The organism is uncultured Nevskia sp. (assembly GCF_903885465.1).
GTDB lineage: Bacteria > Pseudomonadota > Gammaproteobacteria > Nevskiales > Nevskiaceae > Nevskia.
Genome location: NZ_CAISIQ010000497.1, coordinates 1 through 5787, shown reverse-complemented (window position 1 = coordinate 5787; position 5787 = coordinate 1). Strand labels below are relative to the sequence as shown.

The window sequence follows — 5787 nt, the reverse complement described above, 5'->3', positions numbered from 1 at the left end:
ACCCAGTTCCGTTCGGTCGAACTCGAAGCTTTCCACGCGGTGAAAGCAGCCTTCGATCCGCGCGGTCTGCTCAACCCGGGCAAGGCAGTGCCGACCCTGCATCGCTGTGCCGAGATGGGCCGCATGCACGTGCACAAGGGCGTGGTCTCGCATCCTGACCTGCCGCGCTTCTGAACCGATGCCCGACTTCATTGCCCAGGCGCAGGAGCGCATCCGCAGCGCGGCAGCAAACGACACGCCGCTGCGCATCCGCGGCGGTGGCACCAAGGATTTCCTCGGCGGCGAGCCGTTGGGCGATCTGCTCGACACCCGCTTGCACAGCGGCGTCATCGCCTACGACCCGAGCGAACTGGTGCTGACCGTCAAGGCCGGTACCCGGCTCGCCGAAGTCGAAGCGACGCTGGCCGCGTCCGGCCAGTGCCTACCGTTCGAGCCGCCGCATTTCGGCGCCGGTGCAACGGTCGGTGGCTGCGTCGCCAGCGGTCTGTCCGGCCCGCGTCGGCCGTATGCCGGTGCGGTGCGCGACTACCTGCTCGGCGTCACCCTGATCGACGGTCGCGGCGAATACCTGCGCTTCGGCGGCCAGGTGATGAAGAACGTCGCCGGCTTCGACACCTTCCGCCTGCAGGCCGGCGCGATGGGCACCATGGGTCTGATCACCGAGGTCAGCTTCAAGGTGCTGCCGACGCCTGAGGCCGACGAGACGCGAGTGTTCGAGTGCGACGCGCAATCGGCGATCGCGACGATGAATCGCCTGGCCGGCCAGCCGCTGCCCTTGGCGGGCGCCATCCATCACCAGGGCCGTCTGAAGCTGCGACTGGCCGGCAATCCCGCAGCGGTGCGGGCCGCAGTCGCCAAGCTCGGTGGCGAGGCACTGCTGGACGCGCCAGCGTTCTGGACCGTGCTGCGTGAGCAGAAGCATCCGTTCTTTGCTGGCGACGCGCCGCTGTGGCGGCTCGCGGTCAAGCCGACGAGCTTGCCGCTGGCGGCTGAGGACATCGACGAGCTGATCGACTGGGGCGGAGGTCAGCGCTGGCTGCGCACCACGCGTTCGGCAGACGATCTGCGGACGCTGGCCGCGGTCCATGGTGGTCATGCAACCGCATTCCGGCAGACGACGCGCAGCGATGCCTTCCATCTGCCGGCTCCCGCCGTGATGGCACTGCATCGCCGTCTCAAGGCGACGTTCGATCCTGCTGGCATCCTCAACCGCGGCCGGCTTTATCCGGACTTCTGATGCAAACCAACCTTGCCGATTTCATCCGCGACACGCCGCAAGGCCAGGAGGCCGATAGCATCCTGCGCGCCTGCGTGCACTGCGGTTTCTGCAACGCCACCTGCCCGACCTACCAGTTGCTCGGCGACGAACTGGACGGCCCGCGCGGCCGCATCTACCAGATCAAGTCGGTGCTCGAAGGCGCGCCGGTCACCGCGGAGACCCGCGATCACCTCGATCGCTGCCTGACCTGCCGCAGCTGCGAATCGACCTGCCCGAGCGGCGTGCAATACGGGCGGCTGGTCGACATCGGCCGCGAAGTCGTCGAAGCGAAAGTGCCGCGCAGTTTTCCGGCGCGGGCACTGCGCTGGCTGCTGCGGCAGGTACTGCCGCATCCGGCGCGCTTTGCCTTCCTGCTCGGCTTGGGCCGCTTGTTCCGGCCCTTGTTGCCGGGCGTTCTGAAGGACGCCGTACCGGTGGCCCGCCCGGCCGGCCGCTGGCCCGAACCACGCCACGCGCGCCGTATCGTCATCGCCGGTGGTTGCGTGCAGCCCGCGCTGGCACCGGACATCGACAGCGCCGCCGCGCGCGTGTGTGATGCCATCGGCATCAGCGCGGAAGCGGTGTCGATCGGCTGCTGCGGTGCCGTGTCCTACCACTTGAACGCGCAGGCCGAAGGGCTGAACACCGCGCGCATCGCCATCGACCGGCTGTGCGCCGCGCTCGATGCGGGCGCCGAGGGCATCGTCGTCAGCGCCAGCGGCTGCGCGAGTTTCGTCGCCGAGTACGCGCATCACCTGGCGAGCGACCCGGCCTATGCGGAGAAAGCTGCGCAAGTCACCGCAGCCTTGATCGACCTGACCACACTGCTGAGCCGCGAAGCCGCCGCCTTCGATCGTGCCCTGGCGCGTTCACCCGCGAAGCCGGAAGCGATTGCCTTCCACTCGCCGTGCACCCTGCAGCACGGCATGAAGAACAAGGGCAATGTCGAACGCCTGCTGACCGTCGCCGGCTTCCGCACCACGGTGGTCGCCGATTCGCATCTCTGCTGCGGCTCGGCGGGAACGTATTCGATCCTGCAGCCGGCGCTGTCGGCAACGCTCAAGGCCAACAAGCTGGCTGCGCTCGAAGCCGGTGCTCCTAGCCGTATCGCGACGGCGAACATCGGCTGTCTGACGCATCTGGCGGGCGGTGCGAACCGGCCGGTGGAGCATTGGATCGAACTGATCGCCGAGCGGCTGGGGGTTTGAAACTCAGGCGACGACAGGCAGTTTCGTCCGCGGCGGCAGATGCCCGGACTTGAACCAGATCCGGCAGCCGTTACGCGAGAACGGCGTGTGCGAGGAACCGGGCGGCACGCGATACCAGGTGCCAGCCGGGTAGTCGCCGAACTCGTCGCTGAGCGTGCCCTGCAGCACCAGCACTTCCTCGCCGCCGCCGTGGCTGTGGAACAGCGAGGCGCAGCCGGGCGCGAAGTCGATCAGCTTGACCACTTCGCTGCCGAATTGATGAAGCAGGATTTCCTGCTGGCAGGGCACGCGGCCCGACTTCCATTCGGCCTTGCTGGTGTCGATCGCGAACTGGGCGCTGTCGCCGTCTTCGAACTGCCAGAGCTTGACCAGGATCGTGCAGCCGGATGTCGAGCGCGGCACGTGCCGGGAGCCGACCGGATTGCGCACATAGGTGCCGGCCGGATACGCCGCGTGCTCATCTTCGAACACGCCTTCGAGCACGTAGAACTCCTCACCGCCGCCGTGGGTATGCGCGGCGAAGCGCGAGCCCGGCGCATAGCGGACCAGGCTGGTCGCGCGCGCCACCTCAAAGCCATCACGATCCAGAGGTTTGCGATCCACGCCGGCCAACGGTGACGGCGTCCAGTCCATCGCCGTGGTGTCGATGACCACCCGTTGCGTGTAATCGATATTGAGTTTCACGGCCGGCGTTTCAGGGCTTGGCGAGCGCGTGGGCGATCAGCCCGAACACCTTGCGATCGACGACCATGCCGAGATGTGAGCACTGCACTTCGATGTGCTTGACGTGGCGGTTGTGCCGATCGATGCAGGCACCCCAGTTGACGATGCCGTCGTGGCGGTCATAAAGCGCGGTGACCGGCACCGAAATCTGCTTGCCCGTTTCGCGGGCATCGGCGGCCAGCGCCGAGCGGTCCAGGTCCAGGCCCTTTTTCTGATAGCTGCGACCCACCGCGGTGAACTTGGCACCGCCGATCACCGGCGAGCCTAGCGTCACCACCTGGTCGACTAGGTGCGGATATTCGCGGGCCAATTCGCGCGCCATCGCACCGCCCAGGCTCCAGCCGACCAGCTTCACTTTGGCGCCACGGCTGTCGGCGAAGCGCTGCAGGCGCTCGACCAGCAGCGGCTGCAGTCGTTTCAGGTTGCCGGTGTTGCGGCCCAGGCCCCAGCTGATCGCGTGATAGCCGAGCGCTTTCAGGCGCCGGGTCAGCAGAGAGACGGCCAGGTCATCGGCAGCGAAGCCGGGCAGCACCATCACCGGCTCGCCATGGCCGCGCGGCAGCTCGGCGGCGAATGGGCGGGGCAGGAAACTGCCGACCAGTTCCGGCACCACGCGCAGTTCCCAGAGCATCAGCTTGCGCGCCGGCATCATCAGCTTGCGATCGGGTGCGTTCATCGTCGCTTCCTCGTGCTTCAGGTCTTTACAGCCGGCGCCAGCGCTGGCCGTCCTTCGAGTCTTCCACCAGCACGCCGCGCGCTTTCAGATCGTCGCGGATACGGTCAGCTTCCTTGTAGTCCTTGGCGGTTTTCGCGGCGATGCGGGCGGCCAGCGCGGCTTCGATTTCAGTTTCGCTCGGGCCTTCCGATGCCGTGCCGGAGGACTGGCTGAACCATTCGCCCGGATTCTGTTGCAGCAGGCCGAGCAGCGCGCCGGCGTCCTTGATCTGGGCGACCAGCGTGGCTTTCTCGGCGGCATCGCTCGCCTTGTTCAGCGCGCGCGCCAGCTCGAACAGTTCGGCCAGCGCCGCTGGCGTGTTGATGTCGTCTTCCAGCGCTGCGATGAACGCATCCGGTGCCTTGGCATCGGAGGCTGCGACATCGCCGGCATCGCGCAGCGCGCCATACAGACGATCGAGCTTGCGGCGGGCATCGGCGAGCGCTTCGTCGTTCCAGTCGAGCGGCTGGCGGTAATGGCCGGTCAGCAGCGCGAGGCGCACGGCTTCTCCCGGCGCAGCCTTGAGGATCTCGCGGATCAGCAACACGTTGCCGACCGACTTGGACATCTTCTCGCTGTCCATGGTCAGGAAGCCGTTGTGCAGCCAGTAGCGCGCGAAGGTCTTGCCGTCGTGCGCAGCGGTGCTCTGGGCGCGTTCGTTCTCGTGATGCGGAAAGACCAGATCGTGGCCGCCGCCGTGAATGTCGATGGTGTCGCCGAGCAGCGCTTCGGCCATCGCCGAGCATTCGATATGCCAGCCCGGACGGCCGCGGCCCCAGGGCGATTCCCAGCCCGGCTGGTCCGGCGTCGACGGCTTCCACAATACGAAATCGCCCGGGTCCTTCTTGTACGGCGCCACTTCCACGCGGGCGCCGGCGATCATCTCGCGACGATCGCGCTTCGACAATTCGCCGTAGCCGGCGTAGCTGGTGACATTGAACAGCACATGGCCTTCGGCGGCGTAGGCCGAGCCGTTGGCGATCAGGCGTTCAACCATCGAAATGATGTGCGCGAGATGCTCGGTGACCTTCGGCTCGTAGGTCGGCCGGGCCACGCCGAGCGCGTCGAGATCCTCGTGATAGATGTCGGTGTAGCGCTCGGTGATGACCTTGATCGCCACGCCTTCCTTCGCCGCCGCCGCGTTGATCTTGTCGTCGATGTCGGTGATGTTGCGGGTGTAGTCCACGCGCGGATAACGGCGGCGCAGCACCCGCGCCAGCACATCGAAAACCACCGCCGGACGGGCGTTGCCGATGTGGGCGAATGAATACACCGTGGGCCCGCAGACGTACATCGTCACCCGCTCGGGGTTCAGCGGCGCGAAATCTTCCTTGCGGCCGGACAGCGTGTTGTGCAGTTGCATGAGGGCTCGATGGGCGGAAAAGCCGGGCAAGGATAGCTTCGGGGCGTGGCCGTTGCAGGCAAGTGCTCACGGCGCATTTCCTGCAGGCGACAATGACGCCGTTCCGCGCTCCAGACACTCATGACCCTCGATACCTGGCTGGCCTTCTTCGTTGCTGCCTGGCTGATCTGCCTGTCACCCGGGCCGGGTGTGCTGTCCTGCGTCACGGCCGGGCTCAACCACGGTTTCCGCGCTGCGCTCTGGAACATCATCGGCTTGCAGGCTGGCGCGACGGTGACCCTGATCGTGGTCGGCGTCGGCCTGGGTGCGGTGCTCGCCACGTCACCGATCTTGTTCACGGCGATCAAGTGGTTCGGCGCGGGCTATCTGGTTTATCTCGGGATCAAGCAGTGGCGCTCGGCGAGCGCGCCGCTCAGGTTGTCCACGGCGGACGTGCCGCTGGCGGCGCGTTCCGATACACCACGCGCTCTGTTCCTGCGCGGCCTGATCGTCAACTCGACGAATCCGAAAGGCATCCTGT

General features: G+C 66.8%; 7 protein-coding genes. 4 read left to right on the top strand and 3 right to left on the bottom strand.

The annotated features are described in order from the left end of the window. From QZY06_RS19210 to glcF, 3 genes are all read left to right on the top strand, one after another. On the top strand, positions 1 to 174 hold a 174-nt coding region (locus tag QZY06_RS19210), incomplete at its 5' end, for an FAD-linked oxidase C-terminal domain-containing protein (RefSeq protein WP_295687145.1). A gap of 4 nt (positions 175 to 178) precedes the next feature. Then, positions 179 to 1237 carry a glycolate oxidase subunit GlcE gene (glcE, locus tag QZY06_RS19205; protein ID WP_295687143.1) on the top strand — a complete coding sequence of 353 codons (1059 nt, stop codon included), beginning with the start codon at positions 179 to 181 and terminating at the stop codon, positions 1235 to 1237. Next, the gene (glcF, locus tag QZY06_RS19200; RefSeq protein ID WP_295687142.1) at positions 1237 to 2466 is read left to right on the top strand and encodes a glycolate oxidase subunit GlcF; all 1230 of its coding nucleotides are present in this window, start codon (positions 1237 to 1239) and stop codon (positions 2464 to 2466) included. Before glcE ends, glcF begins: the two co-directional genes overlap by 1 nt. 3 nt (positions 2467 to 2469) lie before the next feature. Here the strand turns inward: glcF and QZY06_RS19195 are convergent, their stop codons facing one another. Genes QZY06_RS19195 through cysS form a run of 3 tightly spaced genes read right to left on the bottom strand, consistent with a single transcriptional unit; the run spans position 2470 to position 5267 of the window. Continuing rightward, positions 2470 to 3150, bottom strand: coding sequence for a cupin domain-containing protein (locus tag QZY06_RS19195; RefSeq protein ID WP_295687140.1), 681 nt, complete (start codon positions 3148 to 3150; stop codon positions 2470 to 2472). A 10-nt stretch (positions 3151 to 3160) separates the two neighbouring features. Continuing rightward, a complete protein-coding gene (locus QZY06_RS19190; RefSeq protein WP_295687138.1) occupies positions 3161 to 3865 on the bottom strand; it encodes an alpha/beta fold hydrolase in 705 nt (234 codons plus the stop codon). A gap of 25 nt (positions 3866 to 3890) precedes the next feature. Continuing rightward, the gene (cysS, locus tag QZY06_RS19185) at positions 3891 to 5267 is read right to left on the bottom strand and encodes a cysteine--tRNA ligase (protein ID WP_295687136.1); all 1377 of its coding nucleotides are present in this window, start codon (positions 5265 to 5267) and stop codon (positions 3891 to 3893) included. A gap of 120 nt (positions 5268 to 5387) precedes the next feature. Here cysS and QZY06_RS19180 point away from each other — a divergent pair. Then, positions 5388 to 5787: LysE family transporter (locus QZY06_RS19180; RefSeq protein ID WP_295687134.1), on the top strand; the 400-nt coding region annotated here is incomplete at its 3' end.

Bases quoted from the DNA above. Each gene is read 5' to 3' on its own strand.
- glcF (WP_295687142.1), top strand. From the start codon at position 1,237: ATGCAAACCAACCTTGCCGATTTCATCCGCGACACGCCGCAAGGCCAG.
- cysS (WP_295687136.1), bottom strand. From the start codon at position 5,267: ATGCAACTGCACAACACGCTGTCCGGCCGCAAGGAAGATTTCGCGCCG.
- QZY06_RS19190 (WP_295687138.1), bottom strand. From the start codon at position 3,865: ATGAACGCACCCGATCGCAAGCTGATGATGCCGGCGCGCAAGCTGATG.
- glcE (WP_295687143.1), top strand. From the start codon at position 179: ATGCCCGACTTCATTGCCCAGGCGCAGGAGCGCATCCGCAGCGCGGCA.